13 protein-coding genes are annotated in these 24,719 nt (G+C 49.1%); 9 read left to right on the top strand and 4 right to left on the bottom strand.

Annotation, left to right across the window (positions count from 1 at the left end):
- Positions 1-30 precede the first annotated feature (30 nt).
- The 8 genes from J3P40_RS11960 (at position 31) to J3P40_RS11925 (ending at position 15,693) form a co-directional block, all read left to right on the top strand.
- The gene (locus tag J3P40_RS11960; RefSeq protein ID WP_256005895.1) at positions 31-5,553 is read left to right on the top strand and encodes an alpha-2-macroglobulin family protein; all 5,523 of its coding nucleotides are present in this window, start codon (positions 31-33) and stop codon (positions 5,551-5,553) included.
- Positions 5,532-7,943 carry a penicillin-binding protein 1C gene (gene pbpC / locus J3P40_RS11955; RefSeq protein ID WP_256005892.1) on the top strand — a complete coding sequence of 804 codons (2,412 nt, stop codon included), beginning with the start codon at positions 5,532-5,534 and terminating at the stop codon, positions 7,941-7,943. The genes J3P40_RS11960 and pbpC overlap by 22 nt, the downstream gene beginning before the upstream one ends.
- Positions 7,944-8,487: 544 nt before the next feature.
- On the top strand, positions 8,488-9,693 hold the full coding sequence (gene spt, locus J3P40_RS11950; RefSeq protein WP_256005890.1) for a serine palmitoyltransferase: 1,206 nt from the start codon (positions 8,488-8,490) through the stop codon (positions 9,691-9,693).
- A complete protein-coding gene (locus J3P40_RS11945; RefSeq protein WP_256005887.1) occupies positions 9,690-10,808 on the top strand; it encodes a GNAT family N-acetyltransferase in 1,119 nt (372 codons plus the stop codon). Before spt ends, J3P40_RS11945 begins: the two co-directional genes overlap by 4 nt.
- On the top strand, positions 10,805-11,794 hold the full coding sequence (locus J3P40_RS11940) for an NAD-dependent epimerase/dehydratase family protein (RefSeq protein WP_256005885.1): 990 nt from the start codon (positions 10,805-10,807) through the stop codon (positions 11,792-11,794). Before J3P40_RS11945 ends, J3P40_RS11940 begins: the two co-directional genes overlap by 4 nt.
- Before the next feature lie 121 nt (positions 11,795-11,915).
- Entirely contained in the window at positions 11,916-12,947 is a 1,032-nt protein-coding gene (locus J3P40_RS11935; protein ID WP_256005883.1) for a DUF6807 domain-containing protein, read from the top strand.
- A 16-nt stretch (positions 12,948-12,963) separates the two neighbouring features.
- Entirely contained in the window at positions 12,964-14,322 is a 1,359-nt protein-coding gene (locus J3P40_RS11930; RefSeq protein WP_256005882.1) for a 3-keto-disaccharide hydrolase, read from the top strand.
- Positions 14,323-14,334: 12 nt separating this feature from the next.
- Complete coding sequence (locus tag J3P40_RS11925; protein WP_256005880.1) at positions 14,335-15,693, top strand: Gfo/Idh/MocA family protein; 1,359 nt, start codon at positions 14,335-14,337, stop codon at positions 15,691-15,693.
- 88 nt (positions 15,694-15,781) lie between these two features.
- Here J3P40_RS11925 and J3P40_RS11920 read toward each other — a convergent pair whose 3' ends face one another.
- The 3 genes from J3P40_RS11920 to J3P40_RS11910 all read right to left on the bottom strand — a co-directional run bounded on the left by J3P40_RS11920 (position 15,782) and on the right by J3P40_RS11910 (position 20,973).
- Positions 15,782-17,467: a sodium/sugar symporter gene (locus J3P40_RS11920; protein WP_256005877.1), complete on the bottom strand. Its 1,686-nt coding sequence runs from the start codon at positions 17,465-17,467 to the stop codon at positions 15,782-15,784.
- A 104-nt stretch (positions 17,468-17,571) separates the two neighbouring features.
- On the bottom strand, positions 17,572-19,527 hold the full coding sequence (locus J3P40_RS11915; protein WP_256005876.1) for a hypothetical protein: 1,956 nt from the start codon (positions 19,525-19,527) through the stop codon (positions 17,572-17,574).
- Between the two features lie 12 nt (positions 19,528-19,539).
- Complete coding sequence (locus tag J3P40_RS11910) at positions 19,540-20,973, bottom strand: 3-keto-disaccharide hydrolase (protein WP_256005875.1); 1,434 nt, start codon at positions 20,971-20,973, stop codon at positions 19,540-19,542.
- A gap of 227 nt (positions 20,974-21,200) precedes the next feature.
- Between J3P40_RS11910 and J3P40_RS11905 the strand changes: the two genes are divergently transcribed.
- Positions 21,201-23,888, top strand: a complete 2,688-nt coding sequence (locus tag J3P40_RS11905) for a PQQ-dependent sugar dehydrogenase (protein WP_256005874.1) — start codon at positions 21,201-21,203, stop codon at positions 23,886-23,888.
- A 29-nt stretch (positions 23,889-23,917) separates the two neighbouring features.
- Here J3P40_RS11905 and J3P40_RS11900 read toward each other — a convergent pair whose 3' ends face one another.
- Positions 23,918-24,670 (bottom strand): hypothetical protein, encoded by a 753-nt coding sequence (locus J3P40_RS11900; RefSeq protein WP_256005872.1) that lies wholly within the window; start codon positions 24,668-24,670, stop codon positions 23,918-23,920.
- Between the last annotated feature and the right edge of the window lie 49 nt (positions 24,671-24,719).

Below are 24,719 nucleotides of genomic sequence, written 5' to 3'. Positions count from 1 at the left end.
TGCGGTATTATTTTTGCTCTGCACTTGGTTATGAAACCAAGACAAACCGCCGTTGTGGCTATTGTAGCTGCAATACTCATCGCCGCAGGCGCCTATTTCTTTTTCAAAAAAGACAAACCAAAAGATTACGACCAGCGTTTCGCACGCTATATTGAGGCTTATACCTCGGGTACGGTGTCTAAAAAAAGCTATATCCGGCTGCGTTTGGCCAATCAGGTTAAGACCATGGCAAGCGTTGGTGTGGCAGATGAACGCGATTTGTTCAGCTTCTCTCCTTCTTTATCTGGAAAGACGTATTGGATTGACGCCCAGACCATAGAGTTTAGGCCGGACGAGGCTTTGGAGCCGGGAGAGACTTACGAAGCCAGCTTTGATCTGGATAAGGTGACCGACACGGAAGAGGGGCTCGAGGAGTTTGAATTCGACTTCCGCGTGATCCGTCCGGGTTTAAGTTTTCGGCATAATGGCCTGGTTTCGCAAAGCAATACTTCTATGGACCTGATGAAGCTCTCTGGCGAGATCAATACTTCCGATGAGGAAGATGCTAAGGCCGTCGAGAAGACTTTATCGGCCGAGTTCCCTCAGCCCCTGCGCGTCAAATGGCAGCACTACCCGCAGGAACGGCGTTCGGTGTTCACGATTGACAGCATTAAGAAGGCCTGGTCGGCACAGCAACTGGTCCTGAACTGGTCGGCCAACCCCATAAATGCCGACATGAAAGGCGGAACAACGCTTCGTTTGCCCGCCAAAGGAGCGTTTGAGGTTCTGGATATCAGGGCGGTGCAGGATCGTGAAGACTATATCCTGGTGCAGTTTTCAGAGCCGGTTGGTGCGATGCAGGATTTGTCGGGATTGATTTCCCTGGTGAATATGAACGACCTGAGGTATACCGTTGCCGGAAGCGAGGTAAAGGTGTATGCGCCGGTAAAGCTGGAAGGTACTTATGCGGTGAACGTAGGCACCGGTATCGAGAATATCCAGAACCGCAAGCTCAGCGTTGCAAAGACAGCCAACATTACTTTCGAGAACAAAAATCCTTCGATAACCATAAGCGGCAGCGGTTCTATCCTGCCTAATTCGGGTAAACTGCTCCTGCCCTTTGATGCGATAAACCTGAGGGCGGTAGATGTTACGGTGATAAAGGTTTACGAAAACAACGTACCCCAGTTTTTCCAGTCGAACAACTACAAAGGCGACTATGGTTATGCCTCGGAACTGCGCCGCGTAGCCAAGCCTGTGGTACAGAAAACTATTCGGCTGGACGAAGACCGGGCGCTTGACTTGCATAAGAAGAACCGCTTTACGCTGGATTTAGATAAAATTATGAAGGCGGAGCCCGGTGCCATTTACCGGGTGGTGATTGGATTTAAGCAGGCTTATAATGTGTATAACTGCGGTACGGATGCTGTATCAGAAGAGGAAGAGGATAGCTCGCGCGGCGGATGGTCGGAAAAAATAGATGAAGACGATGATTTCTGGTCGCGCTACGGCAATTACTATCCGGCTAACTACCGCTGGGAGGACCGTGATAATCCGTGTACCCCATCCTTTTACACCAGCGAGCGCTGGGCAAACCGTAACCTGATTGCCTCCAACATCGGGTTGATTGTGAAGCGGGGTAACGACAACAGCATGTTTGCCATGGCTACCGACTTACGCACCGCCGAACCTATGGGTGGCGTAACGCTGGAGTTTCTGGACTATCAGCAGCAACTGATGCATACGGTGAAAACGGATGCAGAGGGTATGGCTAAGTTTGACCTGAAACGCAAGCCTTATTTGCTGGTTGCAAAGAACGGCGATGAACGTGGCTACCTCAGGATAGACGACGGTACTTCCCTCCCATTGAGCCGGTTTGACGTTGGTGGCGATGTGGTGCAACAGGGTTTGAAGGGCTTTATCTATGGCGAGCGCGGGGTGTGGAGGCCGGGAGATTCGTTGTTCGTGACCTTCGTGCTGGAAGATAAACTAAAAAAACTGCCTGGCGGTTACCCGGTAACTTTCGAACTCTACAATCCTAAGGGTCAGCTCATGAAGCGGCTGGTAAACGGTAAACCGCTGAATGGCTTTTATACCTTTAAAACGCTTACCGACCGAAGTGCACCTACGGGCAACTGGCTGGCGAAGATCAGGGCTGGCGGCGCTACATTTTCTAAGACCATCAAGATTGAAACGGTGATGCCCAACCGCCTGAAGATTTCTTTTGATAACGCTGTGCTTACGGCCAGGTGGCTGTTCGGCTCGCCAGCCAGTCATCTCAAAGCTAAGGTGGACGTGAACCTGAACGCGATGGAAACGAAGTTCAAGGGCTTTGAGCAGTATTCTTTTGATAATCCGGCTGTGAAGTTTGAATCGCAGTTGAAGACTATTTTTGAAGGCACGCTTGATGAAAGCGGTTCGGCCCGGGTAAACACCTCGCTGATTGGCAACCACGCGGCGCCGGGCATGTTGCGGGCCAACTATACGACGAAGGTATTTGAGGCGGGCGGCAACTTCAGCATTGATAATTTCAATGTGCCGTATCACGTGTACCAGAACTATTATGGTATCCGGACTCCGGAAGGCGATAGATTAAGCGGCATGTTGTTTACGGGTAAGGACCATCCGGTAGATATTGTGAACGTGGATCGCAATGGTCGTTTACTGGCTGGCAGTAAGTCGGTAACCGTAGAACTTTACAAGCTGGAATGGCGCTGGTGGTGGGAACAGGACGATGAATATGCCTTCGCCAACTTTACCCAGAATTCTTTTAATAAGCTGATTAAAAAAGAGAATATTACCCTGCAGAACGGAAAAGGCAGATGGACGCTCCGCATCGATGAACCAGAATGGGGCCGGTACCTGATCCTCGTGCGCGATGCGCTGGGCGGTCACGTATCTGGCAAGACGGTGTACGTGGACTGGCCAGGCTGGGCGCAGCGCGAGCAGGCGAATAATCCGACGGAAGCATCGATGCTCTCCTTTACGGCCAATAAGCAGAAATTCCACGTAGGCGAAGAAGTGGTGCTTACCATACCTTCGGGTAAAGGTGGCCGGGCGCTGATCTCCATTGAGAATGGCAGCAGGGTGCTGCGTACGTTCTGGACTAAGACGGCGCCCGGACAAACGCAGTTCCGGTTTAAGGCCGAGAAGGATATGGCGCCAAACGTTTTTGCGAACGTAACCTTGCTTCAACCGCATGCGCAAACGGTCAACGATCTGCCTATCCGCATGTACGGTGCTATTCCCCTGCTGGTTGAGGATCCTCAAACGATACTGAAACCCCTGTTGAATATACCCGCGAGCATCCGGCCGGAAACGGTCACGGAACTTACGGTGGCTGAACAGCAGGGTAAGGCGATGACGTATACCATTGCGCTTGTCGACGAAGGGCTGCTAGACCTGACGCGCTTTAAAACCCCCGATCCGCACGGCGCTTTTTATGCCCGTGAGGGACTTGGGGTGAAGAGCTGGGATTTATTTGACCATGTGCTCGGCGCCTGGGGCGGCAACCTGGAACGGATACTGAGCATCGGCGGCGACGGCACCATAAACCGCAACCTTAACCCGGCAAAAGCCAACCGCTTTGTGCCCGTGGTGAAATACATGGGGCCGTTTGCGCTAGGCAAGGGTGAACGTAAAACGCACCGCTTCCGCCTGCCGCAGTACATTGGCTCAGTGCGCGCAATGGTAGTTGCCGGACAGGACGGTGCCTATGGTTTCACCGAAAAGACAGTGCAGGTTAAGAAACCGCTGATGCTGCTGGCTACATTGCCCCGGGTGATCGGCCCGGGTGAGACCTTTACCCTTCCGGTAACGGTGTTTGCTACAGAATCGCGCCTGAAGAAGGTATCTGTACAGGTACAAGCGAGCAGTCTGCGCCTGACCACCGCATTCAGTCAATCGCTAAATTTTGCAAAGCCCGGAGAGCAGATGGCTTATTTTGAGTTGAAAGCTCCGGAAAGTACCGGCATAGCAAAAGTGCGTGTTACCGCACAGAGCGGAGCAGAAAAGGCGGTCTACGACGTCGAACTGGATGTTCGGAACCCCAACCCTTATATCACCAATGTGATCTCTGCTGCCATAGAGCCCGGCAGTTCATGGTCGCATGCCTACCAACCAATTGGTATGGGGGGAAGCAACACCGGCGTGCTGGAAATTTCATCGCTGCCTCCTATTGATTTAAAAAAGCGACTTGGCTACCTGACGCAGTATCCGCACGGATGTGTAGAGCAGGTTACCTCATCGGTATTTCCGCAGTTGTATTTGTCGGCCCTGACCCGCATGACCGAGCAGCAAAAAGCCAATACCGAGCGAAATATTAAGGCAGGCATTGCGCGACTGCGCGGATTTCAGTCGCCCGACGGCGGCCTGGCTTACTGGCCTGGCGCTTCCTCATCCGACGAATGGGGCAGCGCTTACGCCGCACATTTCTTACTGGAAGCCCAGAAGGCGGGTTACAGCTTGCCGGTAGGCATGGCCGATGAGTTGTTCCGTTACTTAAGGAGCAAATCCTCGGCCTGGGTACCGGATAGCGAGAACTTTTATGGCGGCGACCTCTCGCAAGCCTACCGACTCTACGTACTGGCGCTCGGTCGGCGTGCCGATATAGGTGCCATGAACCGTTTGCGAGGCTTTGAGTATTTGTCGGCCCCAGCCAAATGGCGCCTTGCCGCTGCGTACCAGCTTGCCGGTCAGCAACAAGCCGCCGCTGCGCTGATCAAAGGCTTGCCACTTACGGCTGAACCCTATAAGCAACCCGGGGGTACGTATGGCTCTGAACTGCGCGATCAGGCGATGATCCTGGAAACGCTGACATTGCTCGGGCGCAAACAGGCCGCTGCCTCTGCCCTGCAGTCGGTAGCCGCCACACTTGGTCAGGAAACATGGTACAGCACGCAAACTACGGCATATAGCCTGCTTGCAATCGCTAAATTCTGCGGAGCAAACAGTGCCTCAGCCAGTCTCAATTATACTTACACGATTGATGGTAAAAAAGGCAAGACTAATCTCCCCGAGTATTTTTCGAGCACACCGCTGACGTTTAAAGGCGGCGTGTCGCTCGTGAATACGGGCAATCGCGTGTTGTTTGCGCGGCTGATTCTGAGCGGTCAGCTCGCACCCGGTCAGCATAACTTCGCCGCCCTGAACCCCGATGTACTCGATATGAAGGTGGCGTATAAACTGCTGAACGGGAAAACGCTAGATCCTTCTGTGTTGAAACAGGGCACCGATTTTTATGCGGAGGTGACCGTCAGAAATCCGGGTAAGCGGGGCGATTACGAGCAACTGGCTTTAACGCAGATATTCCCTTCGGGATGGGAAATCGTGAACACAAGAATAAATGATAACGAAAATATCCTCGCATCATCGCCATATGCGTACCGCGATATCCGGGACGACCGGGTGTTTACTTATTTCAATTTGCGTGAAAACCAGAGTGTGGTGTATAAAGTGCTGCTAAATGCCTCCTATCTGGGACGCTACTATTTGTCGGCCCAGCACTGCGAGGCGATGTACGATCAAACTATCAGTGCGACACATGCTGGAAAATGGGTTCAGGTAGTAAAATAGTCTACTGGACAAGCGAGGCCTTATGCGTGGTGCTGTTTCTTTGGTTTTGGTTCGCTTTACCCAAGCAGCTATTTACTTCGCCAACCTCCTACGTGGTAGAGGCCGGGCGCGGTGAATTGTTGAGTGCATCGATAGCGGGCGACGGGCAGTGGCGCTTTCCGGCGTCTGACCGGGAGGTGCCAGAGAAATATATGCGCTGTTTGCTTGCCTTTGAAGACAAAAGGTTTTTCAGTCACCCCGGTATAGACGTGCTGGCCATGGGCAGGGCCATACGTCAGAACATCAAGGCACGGACGGTAGTCAGCGGCGGCAGTACCATTACCATGCAAGTGATCCGTTTGTCGCGGCGACAAAGCAGAACAGTGCGACAGAAACTTACAGAGATGATTCTCGCGCTCCGGCTGGAGCTGCGGCATAGCAAAGCCGAAATTTTGAAGCTTTACGCGGCTAACGCTCCCTTTGGCAGCAATGTGGTGGGCTTAGATGCTGCGGCATGGCGCTATTACGGTCGCCCCGCAGAACGCCTGTCCTGGGGTGAAATGGCCACCCTGGCAGTGCTGCCGAACAGTCCATCGCTGGTCCGGCCGGGCCGCAATGCCGGCCTGCTGGTCAGAAAGCGAAACAGGCTGCTCGACAAACTTGTAGAGAGCGGGGTGGTCGACAAGGCTACAGCCGATCTTTCAAAGCTCGAACCTATTCCCGGCGCGCCTAAAGCTTTGCCCCAGCATGCTCCTCACCTCCTTAACCGCTTTAAGCGGGAGTATGCATCGCTGAGTAAGGAAGGCGTAGGTACAACGAGGATCACGACGACGGTCGACTACGATTTGCAGCTTAAGCTTAGCGACCTGCTGAAGCGCTATCAGAACAGGTACCGCTCGAACGGCATCAATAACATCGCAGCGCTTGTGCTTAATGTGAAACAAGGTTCTGTTGCCGCCTATGTGGGCAATATTTTTAAACCGGAGGACAAAGAGCTGGAAAGTCATGTCGATATGATCTCCGCGGCAAGAAGTCCCGGCAGCACCTTAAAGCCCCTGCTGTATGCCTGCATGCTGAGCGATGGTTTTATATTACCTAAGACGCTGATCCCGGATATTCCGACCCAGATCAGCGGCTATTCGCCCCAAAACTACGACCTGGGTTATGATGGTGCGATTCCTGCCGATCAGGCTTTGAGTCGCTCGCTTAACATACCGGCTGTAAAAATGCTGCAAACTTACCGGTACCAGCGGTTTTACGACAAGCTAAAACAGTTTGGGCTCTCGACACTTAACCGACCGCCCGATCATTATGGCTTGTCGCTCATACTTGGCGGCAGTGAGGTAACGCTATGGGATTTGTCGGCCGCCTACTTAGGCATGGCGCGGACTTTAAATCACTTCAACGACCATAAAGGCCGCTATAATCCGCATGACTACGACGCACCGGTGTACCTGAAGAAGGCAGGCGATAAAGTCTTTGCGCGCGATAAGCGCTTAAAAGATGAGGAAACTTCGCTAAGTTCGGTAACCGATTTTGGTTCGATCTGGAATACCTTTAACGCCATGGAGGAAGTAATGCGTCCTGGCGAGGAAGGACTTTGGGAACAGTTCTCTTCTTCACAGCGCCTGGCCTGGAAGACCGGTACGAGCTTCGGTTTTCGCGATGCCTGGGCTATAGGACTAACGCCAGATCACCTGGTTTGCATCTGGGTGGGCAATGCCGACGGTGAAGGTCGCCCCGGGCTAACGGGAATTGATGTGGCCGCCCCCGTCCTGTTTGATGTATTCAGGCAGTTGCCCGCAGGCCCCTGGTTTAAAATGCCTAAGCAGATGATGAAGACGTATACGGCATGTAAGCAAAGCGGCTACAAGGCAGGCGAATATTGTACCGACCGGATGCAGATGCATGGTTCACCTGCGGGTGAAAAGACAGGGCTTTGTCCGTACCATAAGCTGGTTTACCTCGACAGGACTGGTCGCCACCGCGTGACCGATGCCTGCGAGCAGCCGGGGATGATGCTGCGCCGCCCCTGGTTTATACTGCCCCCGGCTATGGCGTATTACTATAAGAGTAAACATAGCGAGTATACTGAGCCTCCTGCGCTGATGCCCGGCTGCGAAGAAGAGAGCAGCCAGCAAATGATGGAGATGATCTACCCTAAAAACAATGCTATGGTTTATATTCCTGTGGAGCTGGATGGCAGTCCGGGTAAACTGGTACTTGACGCCACCCACCGCTACACCAGTGCCGAGATTCATTGGCATATTGATGAGGAATACGTCGGGACGACACAACATCGTCACCAGCTTGCCCTGCAGCCAAAGCCCGGTAGGCATACGCTTACGTTGGTAGACAACAACGGTCTGCGCCTGGTTCAGGTTTTTACTGTACTGAACAAAGCATTATGAGTGTATTAAAAAGAGGTCTGACCCTCCTAGCTATGTGGCCTAACCTTGGATGCCCGGCATACAAATACGCTACGCTAGGCTTGTAATGCGCATTTTTAGCAGTAAAGCTCGCGAATTGTCATATTAATGTCTTTATTGATCTGGCCGAAAACTTTGGCATACCAGTTGCCGTTATGATGATAGTTTGTTTGGTTTAGGTTGATCTGTGGTGGGTCAACCATCTATTAAAACAGGGATGCATCGCCAGATGTTTCCCTGTTTCCTTTTTAGGGTCAGGTGATCTGCTAAACCGGCAACTATTTCCCGTTTCCTTCATCTGCAGCCGTAAATATAAGTAAATTGTAATTTTTGTTTTAAAAAACAATATATTGATAGTTGATAAACTTTTAGTTTTGTTTTGTCTGATTATGATCTTAGATTTGGGAAGTTTTTTTATTGGCATAAATGTTGACTTTTAACTTAATATTAAGCTAGCGTAATCAATGATGTCATATGAAAACTACTACCAAACATAACTCAGCTCTATTAAAAGATATAGAATAGCATGCGCAAAAAATTACAAGATAGGATAGCAGCATTTAAAGATGCCAATGCGATCAAGGAAAAGGGTTTATACCCATATTTCCGTGCAATTGAATCGGGACAGGACACAGAAGTGATGATCAATGGGAAGCGGGTACTGATGTTTGGTTCTAACTCCTACCTTGGCCTTACCAACCACCCTAAAATAAAGGAAGCCGCCAAACAGGCGGTCGATAAATACGGCACTGGTTGTGCTGGTTCCCGGTTTCTGAATGGTACGCTGGATATACATATTGAACTGGAACGCAGACTGGCAGCCTATGTAGGTAAAGAAGCTGCGGTACTTTTCAGTACCGGCTTTCAGGTTAACCTCGGGGTGATCTCCTGCCTGCTGGACCGTAATGACTATCTGATCCTTGATGAATACGACCATGCATCCATTATTGACGGAAGCAGGCTTTCTTTTTCGCGTTCCATCAAGTATGCGCATAATGACATGGACGATCTTCGCAAGAAGTTGAGCAGGCTTCCTGAAGACGCCGCAAAACTGATTGTTGCTGATGGTATTTTCAGTATGGAAGGTGACCTGGTCAATTTGCCTGAGATCGTAAAAATTGCCGATGAGTTTGGCGCAAATATTATGATGGATGATGCGCACAGTTTAGGCGTGATTGGCTTAAACGGTGCGGGAACGGCTTCGCATTTCGGGCTTACCGACAAGGTGGATCTGATCATGGGTACTTTCAGCAAATCGCTTGCTTCCCTCGGTGGGTTTATTGCCGGCAACGAGGAAACGATTGAGTTTGTGAAACACCGGGCAAGATCGCTGATGTTCAGCGCCAGCATGCCCCCTGCAGCAGTTGCGAGCGTTATAGCTGCATTGGATATCATAGAATCGGAACCGGAGCGCATCGACCAGCTTTGGGCAAACACGAACTACGCAAAAAAGCTTTTGCTCGATGCAGGGTTTGATATAGGCCATACAGACAGTCCGATAATTCCGGTATATATCCGCGATAACGATAAGACCTTCTTAATTACCAATATATTGAGCAATAATGGAATTTTTGTGAACCCGGTAGTATCTCCGGCAGTTCCTTCAGATTCGTCGCTGATCAGGTTCTCCCTGATGGCCACACATACCTTTGCTCAGATCGAGGAAGCGGTGGATAAAATATCAGCTGCCGCCAAGCAGGTTCAGGTTCAAAGATCGCAGGTAACTATATGAAGCAGATCGTTGCTGTAAGCAATAAAAAACAATTAGCTGCTTTTATTGACTTTCCTCACGAATTGTATAAGAACGACCCGAACTACGTTCCGGAATTATTTATTGCACAGAAAGACTTACTGACCACCCACCCTTTTCATAAACATTCTTCGCTACAGTGTTTCCTGTTGTACAACGGGGATCAGATCATTGGCAGGATTGCGGCAATACTGAACAACAGCCATAACCGGGTTAACCAGGTGAATGACGGCTTCTTTGGTTTTTTTGATTGTGTCAATGATCAGAGTGCCGCAGATTTGCTGCTGCAGACCGCTTCGGACTGGCTGAAAGAGAAAGGTGTGACCGGTTTACTTATGGGCCCTGTCAACTTCTCTACAAATGAGTCGTGCGGCTTATTGGTTAAGGGTTTTGACATGCCGCCTGTGGTTATGATGCCTTACAATGCTTCCTACTACCCCGCCCTTCTGGAAAACACTGGTCTGCTGAAAAAGGTTGATTTGCTGGCCTGGCGCTTTACTGGCGAAAACTATGATGATCGTTCTGTGAAGCTGGTAGACCGCCTTGAAGAGCGCTTAAAGCGCAATAATATCGTGATCAGGAAGATCAATATGAAAAACTTCAAAGCTGAAGCTGCGAAGTTGCGCGAGGTATATAACAAGGCTTGGGATAAGAATACAGGATTTGTACCGCTAAACGATGAGGAATTTGACTATCAGGCCAAAGACCTTAAGCTGGTGCTCGACCCGGATTTTTGTCTGGTTGCCGAGAAGGATGGTGAATTGGTTGGCTTTGGGGCCGCAATTCCAGATATGAACCAGATCCAGATCAACATTAAAAAGGGGCGCCTCCTTCCTACCGGCTTGTTTAAGCTGCTTTTCGGAAAGAAAAAGGTTAAGGGAATCAGGATCCTGCTGTTGGGTGTGGTCGACGGCTATCGGAAGATGGGTATTGAAGCCTGTATTTATGCGAAGATCATTCAGGCTTATCGCCGTAAGGGATTTGAATATGCCGAGGCCAGCTGGACGCTTGAGCACAACGACATGGTAAACAGTGCCATTGAAGCCATTAAAGGCGATCCTTACAAAACCTATCGCATCTACGAAAAACAGATATGAGCAAAAAGGTGCTGATCACCGGTGCCACGGGCTTTGTAGGCTATCATCTGATTGCCCAGGCGCTGCAAGCCGGACTTGAAGTGGTAGCGGCCGTGCGATCGGGCACTTCCAGAGCGCACCTGAAAGCATTCGATATCAGTTATGCCGAGCTCAACTATGCATCGGTAGCCGACCTGCGGGATACGCTTGAGAAGTATCAGTTCCATTATATTATTCATGCGGCAGGAATCACCAAGGCAAAAACGCGGGAGCAGTATGAACGGGTAAACGCGGAATTTACGAAAAACCTTGCCATGGCTGCCACTGAAGCTAAGATTCCTCTGGAAAAGTTCGTGTTTGTGAGCAGTTTAGCCGCACTGGGCCCGCTCGCCGACTTATCTGCCTGCATAAGCGACGAGATGACGGGAAAGCCGGTAACCCAGTATGGTGCGAGCAAGCTGAAAGCGGAGCGATACCTTTCCGAATTGCCGGAGCTTCCGCTTATTGTGATCAGGCCAACGGCAGTGTACGGGCCTCGTGAAAAAGATATTTTCATTCTGTTTAAAAGCATAAAACAGGGCATTGAACCTTATATAGGTTCCTTTCAGCAACAGCTTAGTTTTATTTACGTGACCGATCTGGCGGAGATTATTGTAAAATCGCTTTTCGCTGAAGTGCGCGGACGTACGTTTAATATTTCGGATGGTCAATTCTATGACCGCTATACGCTGGGCCGCTTTATCCGAAAATCACTTGGAAAGCGCACGCTCAGGTTTCATCTTCCGGTCTCGCTAGTGGGCGCACTGGCCCGAATCATGGATTTCCTTTACCGGAACCGCAAGGATACTCCTGCCCTGAACAAAGAAAAGATGGCAGAGCTAACGGCGGTAAACTGGTACTGCGATATCAGTCGCGCTAAAGCCGATCTTAACTTCCAACCCAGGTATAATCTGGAAAAAGGAATAGCCGAAACCGTAGCATGGTATCGGGAAAATCATTGGTTGTAAGCGCAATCGTTTTCGTATTTTTTCTGTAGTAAATATCGGTTTATGAGCATATTATGCGCTAAGACAACTATATTTAACTAAATGTTCGTCCCATGTTTCGGGGCCTAAGTAACCAAATACGATGAAAATAAACCTGCTTATTGTTTTATGCTGCTGTGCGGTTTCAGCAACTGCCCGGCAAGTCAAAGTGGAATTTGTTCCGGATACGGAGCAGAAATCGGTGAAGGTTTTGGTCGGCAATAAGCACTTTACGTCTTTCATCTATCCGGATAACCTGGAGAAGCCGGTATTGTATCCGATTTATACCGCTGGGGGACTGGTTGTTACCCGTGGTTTTCCGTTGAAGAGCCGCGATGGTGAACGGACCGACCATCCGCATCATGTTGGCCTGTGGCTTAACTATGAAAGTGTGAATGGTCTGGATTTCTGGAACAACTCTTATAACATTCCGGCGGCAAACAAAGTACGCTACGGCTGGGTAAGAAACACTAAAGTGGAAAAGCTTACCGGCGGTAAAAATGAAGGGCGATTAAGTTATACCTCAAATTGGGAGAATCAGGCAGGAAAGGTGTTGCTTAAAGAGCAGACGACCTTTGTGTTTTCGGGCCGGGGGCACAGCCGGAGTATAGACCGTATTACCACGCTTATCGCACAGCAGGATACCGTATTTTTTAAAGATGTTAAGGACGGTATGATTGGGCTAAGGGTAACTAAGGAGCTGGAAATGCCGTCGGACAAGGTTGAAGAGTTTACCGACAGTCAGGGTAACATTACCAGGGTGCCTGCCTCAAACAATGGTGCCAATGGGAATTATCTCAGCAGTGCAGGAAAACAGGGAAATGATGTATGGGGCAGCCGGGGCAACTGGTGTATGCTGTATGCGAAGAAAGAAGGTATGCCTGTTGCGGTTTCCATTATTGATCACCCGAAAAACCCGGGCTACCCAACCTACTGGCATGCCCGCGACTACGGCTTGTTTGCGGCAAACCCATTGGGACAAAATATTTTTTCGAACGGTAAGGAACGGCTTAACATGAAACTCGCGCCCGGCCAGTCGGTAACGTTCAGATATCGCGTGCAGATTGATGAAAAGATACATCCTGATGCAAAGGCATTGAATGCCGCGGCAGACGATTTTGCAAAAACCTATTAATTAATATATAACACGAATGAAAAAGAGACAGTTAGTAATGGTGGCTATGATGCTTGCAGGGAGTTTATCGGCCGTGCATGCGCAGGACGGGAAATGGCAGAAGCTTTTCAACGGGAAGGATTTAAATGGCTGGAAACAGCTGAACGGTAAGGCGAAGTACCAGGTCGTAAAGGGAGAGATTGTTGGCACCACTGTTTCCAACGAACCGAACTCCTTTCTGGCGACAGAGAAAGAATATGGTGATTTTATTCTGGAACTGGAACTGTTGGCCGACAACTCCATGAATTCCGGCATACAGGTGAGGAGCTTGAGCAAGGCTGATTATCAGAATGGCAGGGTACATGGTTATCAGGTGGAAATTGATCCCTCCGATAGAAAATGGAGTGGCGGTATCTATGATGAAGGCAGACGAGGCTGGTTGTATCCGATGGACATCAATCCGGCGGGGCAGGCTGCTTTTAAAAAGGGCCAGTGGAACAAGTATAGGATTGAATGTATAGGCTCATCGATCCGCACCTGGGTTAACGGCATACCGGCCGCGAGTTTGGTCGACAATGTGACCCTGTCTGGATTCATTGCCCTGCAGGTACACAGCATCGGTAAAAACGAGGTTCCCGGCAAGCAGATCAAGTGGAGGAACATCAGGATTCAGACGGGTAAGCTGACGCCTGCGAAAGCTGATGATACTTATGTTGTGAACATGATCCCGAACGATCTTTCTGCACTGGAACAGGCTCAAGGTTACAGCCTGCTGTGGGACGGTAAGACCAGCAAAGGATGGGTTGGCGCCTATAAAGGTACTTTTCCTGAAAAAGGCTGGCTCATACGCGATGGAGAACTTAGTGTGGAGAAATCTGATGGCGGCGAGTCGACCAACGGCGGAGATATTGTTACCGAGAAGCTGTATGGTGCATTTGAGCTGAAATTCGATTTCAGGCTTACTCAGGGCGCCAATAGCGGAGTGAAATATTTTGTGACGCTGTCTGAGGGCAACAAAGGCTCAGCAATAGGTATGGAGTACCAGATTCTGGATGATGAACGGCACCCGGACGCTAAGCTGGGTAAAAACGGCAATAGAACGCTTGGTTCTTTGTATGACCTTATAGCCAGTAAAAAGATACCGGCTTCTCAAAAGAAGATCGGCGAGTGGAATAAAGGCCTGATCAGGGTGTATCCTGACAACCGCATCGAGTATTGGTTGAACGGCTTCAAAATCACTGAATTTACGCGCGGAACGCCCGAGTTTCTCGAGCTTGTTGCCGGTAGTAAGTACAAAGGATGGAAAGATTTTGGAATGGCACCTAAAGGCCGTATCCTTTTACAGGATCATGGCGACAGGGTTTCGTTCAGAAGTATAAAAATTAAAGAATTGTAATCTTATCAGACCATGGAAGAATCCAGAAGAACATTTTTAAAGCAGGCCGCTATCGCCGGTGCAGGTACATACCTGGGCACTATGGGGTTTTCGGCCAAAAGTTATGGCCGTATTATCGGGGCTAACGACCGGGTGCGTGTCGGCGTAGTAGGGTTTTCAGACCGGTTTAAGGACTCCCTCCTGCCGAGTTTTTTAAACCATCATAAAGAACTGAATTTTGACATTGTTGCCGTATCAGATCTTTGGAACTATCGCCGCGGACTGGGCGTGGATCATCTTAAAAACAAGCTTGGTCACGACATCACGGCTTGCCGCAATAATGATGAGCTGTATGCGCTAAAAGATATCGATGCGGTAATTATCAGCACAGCCGACTTTCAGCATGCTCTTCACACCATTGAGGCAGTAACGGCTAAGTGCGATGTGTATTGCGAAAAGCCTTTTGCGGAAACGATGGCTGATGCGCGGGCTGCCTTAAAAGCGGTGAAAGCCTCTAAGCAGATCGTTCAGATCGGATCGCAGCGGAGAAGTGGCGGGAACTATGAAGCCGCTGCGCAGTTTGTAAAGGATGGCAAGTTTGGGGATATTACGATGGTTGAACTGAGCTGGAACGTGAACCAGCCTGGCCGCTGGCGCCGACCTGCCTTAGTGGCCAGACTCAAGCAGGAAGATACCGACTGGAAGCGTTTCCTGCTCAACAGACCGTTTGAAGCCTGGGATCCGAGGAAATACCTGGAGTACCGCTTATTCTGGCCGTATTCTTCAGGCATGCCTGGTCAGTGGATGTCGCACCAGATCGATACTGTACACTGGTTTACCGGACTGAAACACCCGAGAAGTGTGGTGGCCAACGGTGGTATCTATCAGTGGAAAGACGGACGCAGAAACTGGGATACGACCACAGCGGTGTTTGACTACGGCAAGCCAAACGACCCCAACAATGGTTTCCAGGTGGTGTTTACCTCGCGTATGCACAATGGCGACGAGAACCCGGCGGAGATTTACTACTCAAACGGCGGTGAGATGAACCTGATTACCAATATGGTATCGCCTAAGGGTGGTTTGAGAGAGAATGCGGCAAAGGCTATGGACATGAAAGCGAATCTGCTGCCGGAGTTTAAGCTTACCGAGAACGTAGAGAAGGTGGCTGCATCTGCAAATACGGGAGGCGACAAACTCACCTCAGCGCATATGCGCAACTGGATGGAGTGTATCAGAAGCCGTAAGGAAACCAATGCTCCGGTAGAGGCGGGTTATTACCACTCGATTGCGAATATCATGACCAACGCGGCTGCGCGGACCGGCCAGAAGGCAACCTTCGACGAGAAAACACAGGAAGTGATGGTTGGCGGCAAGGTGTTTAAATACTAAGCCCTCTTTACAATCCAATAAGAAAGCCCCGGCGAGATATCGCCGGGGCTTTTTGGTGTGTTATATTTTTCAATGAAAACTGGCCGACTTACCAGTATGCCGAGTACAAGGCAACGAGCATAGCGATAATGATCAGCGAGCCTACTGCGAACGAGGTAGAAACACGGAACATCTTGGTGTCCACTTCGAGTCCGTTTGGTACAATACCCTTCTTGTTTTCATAGATGCTGATGAAATACATACCGATGATACACACAGCAAACACGATAAGCATCCGGTCCATAAACGGTATTTCATAGATGCCGGCAGAATTTGCAACAGCCCATCCGTATTCGTAGAGCGGCGACAAGTCCACCCATCCCGGAAGGAACTTAAGTATAATGGATACGATAAAACCACCGATGGTAGCAAAAAGCGCTGCGTTTGATGTAGTCTTCTTCCAGAAGAATCCCAGTATGAACATGGCAAAAATACCTGGCGATACGAAACCGGTGTATTCCTGAATGTACTGGAACCCTTGTTTACCCTCTCCCATCAATGCATCACCAACGATGAGTGAGAGCAATACCGCCATCAGCATGGAAACAACAACACTGATCTTACCTACGTTAACCAGATTCTTCTCTGAAGCTTCCCTGTTGAACGCCTTCTGATAAATATCCAGTGTAAAGATGGTCGCGATACTGTTCGCTTTACCGGCAAGAGACGCCACAATAGCCGCTGTAAGCGCAGCAAATGACAAACCCTTTAATCCGGTTGGCAGCAAAGTAAGCAAGGCAGGATAAGCCTTGTTTGGATCCTGTACGCCGGAGCCTGTTAACAGGTTATCAGGGCTGATTGCCGGAATATCGTTTTTGATGATATAGTAAACGGCAATACCCGGAATAACAACAATTACAGGCATCAGCATTTTTAGAAACGCAGCAAACAGCAAACCTGCACGCGCTGTAGGTAAAGATGCACCTAAAGCCCGTTGCGTGATATACTGGTTACATCCCCAATAGCTCAGGTTGGCAATCCACATACCACCGATCAGTACGCTCAGTCCCGGAAGATCCATGTAATTCGGATTATCTTTCTCAAAGATCAGGTGGAAGTGCTCAGATGCCCCGTCGGTAAGGATATCAAAACCTTTAACGACGCCTTGCTGACCAGAAATGATGTTTAATGCAATATAAGTAGCTACCAAACCGCCCAGCACCAGGAAAAATACCTGGATAACGTCGGTATAACCGATTACCTTCATACCACCCAGCGTGATAAAAATAGCAAACAACGCCAGGCCCAGAATACAAAGCGTAATGTCGATACCCGAAATACCACTAATGGCAAGCGCGCCCAGGTAAAGGATCGACATCAGGTTAACCACGATATACAGCATCAGCCAGAACACAGCCATAATCATCGCAACGGTTGAGTTGTAGCGCTGATTGAGGAACTGGGGCATGGTAAATATCTTGTTCTTCAGATATACCGGCATGAAAAATACAGCTACGATAATAAGGGTAGCGGCAGCCATCCATTCGTATGCCGAAATGGCGAGTCCGAGCTTAAAGCCCGATCCGCTCATACCGATCATTTGCTCTGCAGAAATATTTGAGGCGATAAGTGAGGCACCAATAGCCCACCAGGTCAGTGACCCCTCAGCCAGGAAGTAATCTTTAGAGTCGCTGGTGGCCGACTTCTTTTTGTAATAAATCCACAAGCCGTAGGCGGAAACGATTATAAAGTAGATAAAAAATACAATGTAATCGCTAGTTTCGAGTCTATTCATTGTTTATGCTTGGTTAAAATGAAGCGCTAAAATAAAAAAATATTCGGCATATATAACTAAAAGTCACACGTGCCGAATATTTTTAATTCAAGAGAGCAAAAATGCTATTTATTAAGAGAGTTGATCCAGGCGGCAATTTTCAGACCGTCTGCCTTCTTAACCTGCGGCATTGGCGGCATTTCGGTTGAATAGCCTGGCCAGTTTTCAGGTTTCGGATTGTGGATCAGCTCCACGATTTTCTCCGGCGAATATTTGCGTTTAGCGATATCCACGAAGGCCGGCCCAATCTGACGTTTGGTTGGGTTGTGACAAGCTGTACAAGTATAGCTGGTCAGCAAACCTTTTACCTGGTTGTACGTAGGCGCTTCGGCTTTAGCGGTAGTAATCACTTTCTGTGCAGTCTTTTTAGCTTCAGGTGCATTTTTACCAGGAGCTTTGATCGGCGCTGGAGCCTTCGCAGGCGCAGCGGCTGAATTTCTGGTGCTTACTTCGCTCATAGATAGCTTAGCGTTGGTAGGGATGCTGTTCAGCGTATAGTATCCAATTGGATGCATCAACGCAGCTCCACCCTCCTGGGCACGTACGCCCTCAACCATAATGGTATGGATGTAATACTGACGCAGGTTATCTACAATAATTCTGGCACGAAGACCGTCGGCCGAAACTTTTACACCTCTAACTTTAAGTGTTTCTTTGTTTACCGGTGGCGAACCATAAACCGGCTGATATTTGTACAGGTAGCTTTCAACATCATAAGAAGCAAGATCCTCAGCTGTTTTTCTGTCAACCGGCTTGGTGAACTCAATTTCAAAACCGTCAGACATGGCGCGGATAGCACGCATCTCGAAAGGTGTTTTGCTATTGTCGTAAACCAAACGCTCAAGGCCTTCATTGGCATCACCTGCTGATCCCCATCCGCGGTTTGTTTCACCAACGAACAATGAACCATCCTGTGCCCAAGCCATTCTAAGTACACCCGAGCGGAAACCACTGCGGAACATGAAAGAAGCACCTTGCTCTACCCCGTTCACTGTTTCAAGGAAAACCCTTGAAATAATACTCATACCCTGATCACCGATCAAAAGCTGACCGGCAAAAGGTCCGAAAGTATTTGCAGGAATTTTAACCGGCTCAGAAGTTGAGATACCCAGGATACCATAAGGCAACCATACCGACGGAAGTCTTAACTCAGGGAAATCTTTCTTCATTTCGTAAAGCAGCTTATATTGCTCATCTACACGGTTTTCAGGCTTAACCATTCTGCCCTGATCATTTCTAACCCTTCTCTCATCAATTTTAGAACGGAAATATTCTTCAGTCATTTTGATTGGGGAATCAGATCTGCCAGTCCAGCGCAATCCTGCAGGGTGACCTAAGAAGTCGCCCTTGTTAACCTGCCAGATAGCACCAGAACCGAACCAGTCGCCCTGGTTGTCAGTATAATAAAGCTGACCATCGATAACGTTTGGTCCCGCAGGTGAACGCTGACCGGTAGCCCAAGGCTCCATTTTACCATCCTCAGTAATTTTCATGGTCCAGCCACGCATCGGCACACGGCTCTCGCCTCTCCACCATTCTTCGTCACCAAACGCAACGTTGCCAGTCACAAAGAAGGAACCATCAGGTGCGATCTTAGGACCAAAGCTATACTCATGGTAGTGTCCGCTTAGCGGCCAGGCGTAAACAGTTTCATAGACCTCAGCTTTACCGTCGCCATTTCTGTCGATCAGTTTAGTAAGCTCACCACGCTGTGCGCAATATAAAGCACCGTCTTTGTAAGCAAGACCAAGAATTTCGTGCAGACCAGAAGCAAACTTGCGGAAATATGGTCTGTTGCTGGTTGGGTTCTCTACGATATACACATCGCCACGTCTTGTAGAAATAGCGAGGTCGCCATTAGGCATAGTTACCAAACCACCCACTTCCAATATATTTCCTTCCGGAACCCTTACTTTTTGTATTTTGTAGTAATCTTCTTCTTTTTGCGTCTCCTGTGCATAACCCACGGAGAAGCTGAAACTTAATGCCAGCAGTGCCAGCGTCTTAAAAGTATATTTCATTATCTAACCCTTTTAAAATAAAATAGAATAGCTAAGCTTACCATTCACAGGAGCTATTAATTGCTTCGTACCGTTTGCATCTTTAACCATTGGCTTCATTTTGCTGTCGCTGAACTTGATGTAGTACGACTGACCATCGATCAGGTATAACCCTTTGCCCAGGTCTTCAATAGCAGAACCAGAAGCGATCATGTGATAGATGTTAGAAACCGGTTGCTCCAGGGTGATTTCTCTTGTTAAACCCTGACCATTCTCATTGGCGCGGATAGCATCTTTAACGCGGGTACCGTACATCTTGTAAACAAAAGTAGGACGATCGTTACCATCAAGCTCATAGCCTTTAGTCTGGAAGCCAGTGCCGGTAGTGTCGTTCAACCAGCTGTCTTGTGCGCTCAACAATTTTGCAAGCGCAGGAACAGGCTTCTTAGTGAAAGTAGTTACCGTACCGCGGGGGCGTGAAGTTCCATTACCTCTTTCGTGCCACATTGGGGTTGCATCTACGAATTCACCATGCCATGCGTGGAACAACACACCATTATCAAGGTCATATCCGTAATGTACTTCTTCCGGGCTCGAAACAGAAATCGCATGAACAACTTTAGTACCACCAGCGATGTCTACGAAACTGCGGATAAGCGGGTTATTAGCCGGATCTACATAGATCGGGTCAGCACTGTTTTCCCTTTGCCTGATGGCCGATTGCGCATCTGCAGGAAGTTTAGATATTTTAATGTTTCTGAAGGCCACAGCACCATGATCGCCCTGCAAGCGAAGCGGACCTACTGCACGCTCGCCGCCATTGGCACCACGGGTAACACCAAACAGTTCCACGTTATCGTGAATAAGCACGCCGTTTAGTTCTACAGCAACCATTCTTGCATTCTGAACTTTCTTGCCGGAGCCGTCAAATCTTGGTGCCCTGAATGCAATTCTCATTTTTTGCCACAATCCAGGTGCTTTAGACGCATTCTGACGTGGAGCATAACCGTCGTAGCCTTTCTGGCCTTCTGGTCTTGAATCATCCCAGCGCTGGTAGATACCACCGTTGTTAGATGCCTTAGGGTTTTTAAGTCCCCACGCGTCTTCCAACTGGATTTCATAAACACCTTGCAGGTAAATACCAGAGTTACCGCCTTTTGCAAGTAAGTACTCCAGTTCAAGTATCATATCACCATGTTCGGCAACGGTATACAGGTCCCTGCCTGCATTCTTTTTAGGGATGCTTACTAAAACGCCGCTACCCTTCGCGACCTTTAACACATCTTGTTGGTCAAGATTAGCCGTAACCCCTCCGGCAATTGACCAGGTTGGACCCGGATCTTTGAATGCCGAAAGATCGTTCAGGCTGATTTCCGACTGATCAGTTAGCTGCTGACCAGCCACAAGTGAAGTGCCCAACAGCCAGACAAGGGCCGTTGTTCCAAACCTTAAGTAATTAAGTTTCATGTTGTGGTTTTTGGTTAAAAAAAATTAAAAGTAACTATTTTCTCATGCGATTAAAAGATTCGCAAAATAATGATTTTGTTACAATAATCAATACCTGCTGATAATGAACAAATAAAGCTTAATAGTTAGCTAAAACTATTTAATACCTATTGTTAGGAAATGGCACTCAAAGCTGTATTTTTGGTTTTATACATACACTTGAATAATCAGGACAACCAATAAACCAAATGAAAACTTACTTCGCGTTATTACTTTCAGGAATCGCATTTGCCACTTTATTACCACTCGGAAAAGACACCGAAATAACAAAAGCCACACAAATTGACACGCCCGATCAAAACCGCTTTGTGAAAGTCACCCTCGTACAGGGACAGTTCACCGAACCTACCGAAATTGCCGTACTGCCAAACCTCGACGTGCTGGTATCTCAGCGACGCGGCGAACTTATGCTTTATAAAAATGCCACACGCACATTGATACAGGCTGGCAAACTGGATGTATATTTCAAAACCAGTGTGCCCGATGTAAACGCCGAGGAAGGTTTACTCGGCATCGCGGTAGATCCAAAGTTTGCCGCAAACCAGTATGTTTATGCGCTGTACAGTCCGGCCGGCAAATCGGTAAACCGCCTTTCGAGGTTTAAACTGGTGAACGACAGGATCACTACCGCCACAGAAAAGGTCATCCTTGAATTCTACTCACAAAGAGAGATCTGCTGCCATACCGGCGGTTCGCTCGCCTTTGGGCCCGACGGACTACTCTATATTTCTACAGGTGATAACTCTACCCCGTTTGATGTACCAAAGCAGCAATACGTAAACAAAGGCTATGCCCCGCTGGATAACCGGGAAGGCCTTCACCAATATGATGCCCGCCGCTCCGCGGGAAACACAAACGACCTCAGAGGCAAAATTTTACGGATAAGGGTCAACGACGATGGCAGCTATGGTATTCCAGACGGTAACCTGTTTGCGAAAAATGACCCTAAAGCCAAACCGGAGATCTATGTAATGGGCAACAGAAACCCCTACCGTATTTCGGTAGACCAAAAGACAGGTTTCCTGTACTGGGGCGAGGTTGGTCCGGATGCGGGCAACGACGATCCGGCCCGTGGTCCGAGAGGCTACGATGAAGTTAACCAGGCAAAGAAAGCCGGCAATTTCGGTTGGCCACTGTTTGTGGGCAACAACTATCCGTACCGGGCATATGATTACACCAATGGCACCAGCGGAGATCTTTTCGATCCCAACGCGCCTAAGAACGACTCGCCAAACAATACCGGCCTCAGTCAGTTGCCCCCGGCGCAACCTGCATTTATATGGTATCCTTACGGGGAATCGCCAGACTTCCCGCAGGTTGGCACCGGAGGACGCACCGCTATGGCCGGACCGGTATACTATACCAAGCCAGGCGCTTCGCCATACCCGGCCTACTATAACGGTAAGCTGCTCATCTACGAATGGGTTCGCGGCTGGGTTAAAGCCGTAACCATGTCGCCACAAGGCGATTATTTAAGCATGGAGCCCTTTATGGCAAACATCCCCCTTGCTGCGCCTATCGACATGGAGCAGGGTCGCGATGGCAAACTGTATATACTGGAATACGGTAAGGGCTGGTTTGCCAAAAACCCAGATGCGGCGCTGGTGCGCATCGACTATCTCGAAGGCAATCGTCCGCCCGTAGTAAGCAAACTGAACATTAAAAAAACAAGCGGACTCCTCCCCTATAGGCTTGAAGCCAGTGTTGAGGCAACAGACCCAGATGGTGATGCGCTCACTTATGTATGGTCGCTCGGCCATGGCATTAAGAAAACCACCACAGTACCAAACATCCAGCACACCTTCAGCAAAGCAGGCCAGTACAGCATCAGTGTTCAGGTGGTCGACAAAGACCGCGCTTCTGCGAAAGGTCCGTCAATACTCGTCTCCGCGGGTAACGCACAGCCTGTGGTAGACATCGCCACCAGCGATAACAAGAGCTTCTTTTTTCCAGGAGTACCGGTTAATTATAACGTTAAGGTGACTGATCCAGGGGCAACGGTCAACAGAACCCGCATCTTTGTCTCCAGCACTTACAACGAGGGTACCGACATGGCTGGCGCCAAATTAGGGCATCAGGAAGTGGCCCAAACGCTGGTCGGAAAGGCACTGATGCAAAAATCAGATTGCAGCACCTGTCACAAAGTGAGCGAAAAATCGATAGGTCCGGCTTTTACGCTGGTATCTGCAAAATACCAGGCAAAGCCTGATGCGGCAAAATATCTTGCAGGCAAAATCATCAAAGGAAGTACAGGCGTGTGGGGCGAAGTTCCAATGCCGGCACACTCCGCGATGAAAACTGATGAAGCCACCCAGATTGCCGAGTGGATCATGAGCCTGAAAGCGAAATCAACTGCAGCGCCTTCGCTGCCAGCTGCCGGAAAGATCACCCCGCCTGCATCTTTAAGTGGAAAACAAACAGTATTGAGCATAAAGGCAAGTTACTCAGACCTGGGCGGCACAAACCTGAAGCCGCTTACATCCACCGCGGTACTCAACCTTAGAAGCAATGTAATTGACGCCAAAGACCTGCGGGACCTTTCAGGCTTCGGCCGCAAAGATGCCAACGGCACCGAATCATTGATATTCCCCGAAAAGAGCGGATGGATAAGACTGAAACAGGTCGACCTCAGTCACGTAGCTGCTCTGGCCACCACGGTAGTTGCCCAGGGCGGTACACCCTACACTATCGAGATCAGACTGGATTCAGAAAATGGTACCCTAATAGGAAGCGGCAAACATAACGACGGCCAGATTTCACTGAATGAAGTGACCGATGGTAAGATGCACGATCTGTACATCGTCGTTAAGACGGATCAGTCGGCCGCCAAAGACAGGCATGCCATGAGAACGCTGACTATCGTCCCGAAGAAATAAACCCACGAAACAACTGTAAAAGGCCGGCTTTAGTCGGCCTTTTGTTTTTTTCCGCCAACATTAAACACAGCCCCTATCGTAAAGATAGAGTTGCCCGCGCTTACATACTTCCGGTTGTTCAGGCCGAAGTTTGCGCTTGTAGTATATTGCAGTTGAAACGCATCGCTTAGCCTCATACGGGTAAAAAATACTGGTTCAAGAAATACATTGCCCTCCCGCAGCTGTCCGATGCTGTTCCGCATAAAGGTCTTCATCTCTACATTACTTATGCGCAGCGCTGTACCATAATTGATTGGAAAAGCCTGGCCGAACAAATTCAGTGTATTGCTCTTCCTCGAGCTATAGTTCACCTGCAGGAAGGTTTTAGTGTAGGTAACCTCTTCCAGATCAGAGCCAGTCAGCACCTTATTTTCATCGTAATGCCTGAACACACGATCGGTGCTCCCGGTGCCGTAGCCTGCGTAAACTTCCAGGATACGGTTATCATCCGGACCAAACGTATTGAAATAACCAACGCCCGCCTCTCCAAGCTTGTGCTTAAAATCCTTCTTTTCCCAGTCGCGGTCCATATACGAGCCGCTGAAGATCACCCCAAAATGGTCCGACACCGCATAGGCGCCATTGACGCTGGCATTGCCACGCAATGAGATATGGCCACCACCGCTAAACTCGCCTTGCTGACTAAGCATGGGCGTGTTTGGTACGTTAGGCATATATATCGATGAACAGGAAGCCGTTAGCAACAGGGCGGCCGACAATAAAGGAAGTCTAAACTTTAGCATATCACAATAAGCGTAATCAACTTAACGAAGGCCGGCAAGTTACAAACAA

The organism is Pedobacter deserti, from assembly GCF_024436415.1.
Lineage (GTDB): Bacteria > Bacteroidota > Bacteroidia > Sphingobacteriales > Sphingobacteriaceae > Pedobacter > Pedobacter faecalis.
This window is presented reverse-complemented; position numbering and strand designations above follow the sequence as displayed.

What these genes read in the sequence shown, in the direction of transcription:
- J3P40_RS11960 (WP_256005895.1), top strand. Translation starts at nt 31, where the DNA reads ATGAAACCAAGACAAACCGCCGTTGTGGCTATTGTAGCTGCAATACTC.
- pbpC (WP_256005892.1), top strand. Translation starts at nt 5,532, where the DNA reads ATGGGTTCAGGTAGTAAAATAGTCTACTGGACAAGCGAGGCCTTATGC.
- spt (WP_256005890.1), top strand. Translation starts at nt 8,488, where the DNA reads ATGCGCAAAAAATTACAAGATAGGATAGCAGCATTTAAAGATGCCAAT.
- J3P40_RS11945 (WP_256005887.1), top strand. Translation starts at nt 9,690, where the DNA reads ATGAAGCAGATCGTTGCTGTAAGCAATAAAAAACAATTAGCTGCTTTT.
- J3P40_RS11940 (WP_256005885.1), top strand. Translation starts at nt 10,805, where the DNA reads ATGAGCAAAAAGGTGCTGATCACCGGTGCCACGGGCTTTGTAGGCTAT.
- J3P40_RS11935 (WP_256005883.1), top strand. Translation starts at nt 11,916, where the DNA reads ATGAAAATAAACCTGCTTATTGTTTTATGCTGCTGTGCGGTTTCAGCA.
- J3P40_RS11930 (WP_256005882.1), top strand. Translation starts at nt 12,964, where the DNA reads ATGAAAAAGAGACAGTTAGTAATGGTGGCTATGATGCTTGCAGGGAGT.
- J3P40_RS11925 (WP_256005880.1), top strand. Translation starts at nt 14,335, where the DNA reads ATGGAAGAATCCAGAAGAACATTTTTAAAGCAGGCCGCTATCGCCGGT.
- J3P40_RS11920 (WP_256005877.1), bottom strand. Translation starts at nt 17,467, where the DNA reads ATGAATAGACTCGAAACTAGCGATTACATTGTATTTTTTATCTACTTT.
- J3P40_RS11915 (WP_256005876.1), bottom strand. Translation starts at nt 19,527, where the DNA reads ATGAAATATACTTTTAAGACGCTGGCACTGCTGGCATTAAGTTTCAGC.
- J3P40_RS11910 (WP_256005875.1), bottom strand. Translation starts at nt 20,973, where the DNA reads ATGAAACTTAATTACTTAAGGTTTGGAACAACGGCCCTTGTCTGGCTG.
- J3P40_RS11905 (WP_256005874.1), top strand. Translation starts at nt 21,201, where the DNA reads ATGAAAACTTACTTCGCGTTATTACTTTCAGGAATCGCATTTGCCACT.
- J3P40_RS11900 (WP_256005872.1), bottom strand. Translation starts at nt 24,670, where the DNA reads ATGCTAAAGTTTAGACTTCCTTTATTGTCGGCCGCCCTGTTGCTAACG.